Annotated in this window: 2 tRNA genes and 1 rRNA gene; all 3 read left to right on the plus strand. The window is 51.5% G+C overall.

The features are described from left to right. Nucleotides 1-82: ribosomal RNA gene (locus tag EVJ20_RS15065) — 16S ribosomal RNA — on the plus strand; the annotation flags it as partial. A 75-nt stretch (nucleotides 83-157) separates the two neighbouring features. Beyond that, nucleotides 158-234 (plus strand) — tRNA-Ile (locus EVJ20_RS15070). Between the two features lie 23 nt (nucleotides 235-257). After that, nucleotides 258-330 (plus strand) — tRNA-Ala (locus EVJ20_RS15075). Nucleotides 331-466 lie beyond the last annotated feature (136 nt).

Below are 466 nucleotides of genomic sequence, written 5' to 3' on the forward strand. Positions count from 1 at the left end.
GCCGCCGAAGGTGGGACAGATGATTGGGGTGAAGTCGTAACAAGGTAGCCGTATCGGAAGGTGCGGCTGGATCACCTCCTTTCTAAGGAAAATGCCCATGTGGCATGCCCATCGTTCAGTTTTGAGAGACCAAATCTCTCGACAAATCAAATTATGAGGGCCTATAGCTCAGCTGGTTAGAGCGCACGCCTGATAAGCGTGAGGTCGGTGGTTCGAGTCCACTTAGGCCCACCATTTTTTTGAGAATTCCCTTATATGGGGCCTTAGCTCAGCTGGGAGAGCGCCTGCCTTGCACGCAGGAGGTCAGCGGTTCGATCCCGCTAGGCTCCACTTTGTTCCTTGAAAACTGAAGATTCATCAAGACATCAAACCAAGAAAAATATGCATGGTCCGTTCGGACCGTGTGTCTTAGAAACGCTAGATCAAGGTAGAAAGGGCGTACGGTGGATGCCTTGGCACTAGGAGC

Origin of the sequence: Exiguobacterium sp. SH0S1, assembly GCF_004337165.1 — a bacterium.
GTDB classification, from domain to species: Bacteria; Bacillota; Bacilli; order Exiguobacteriales; family Exiguobacteriaceae; genus Exiguobacterium; species Exiguobacterium aurantiacum_A.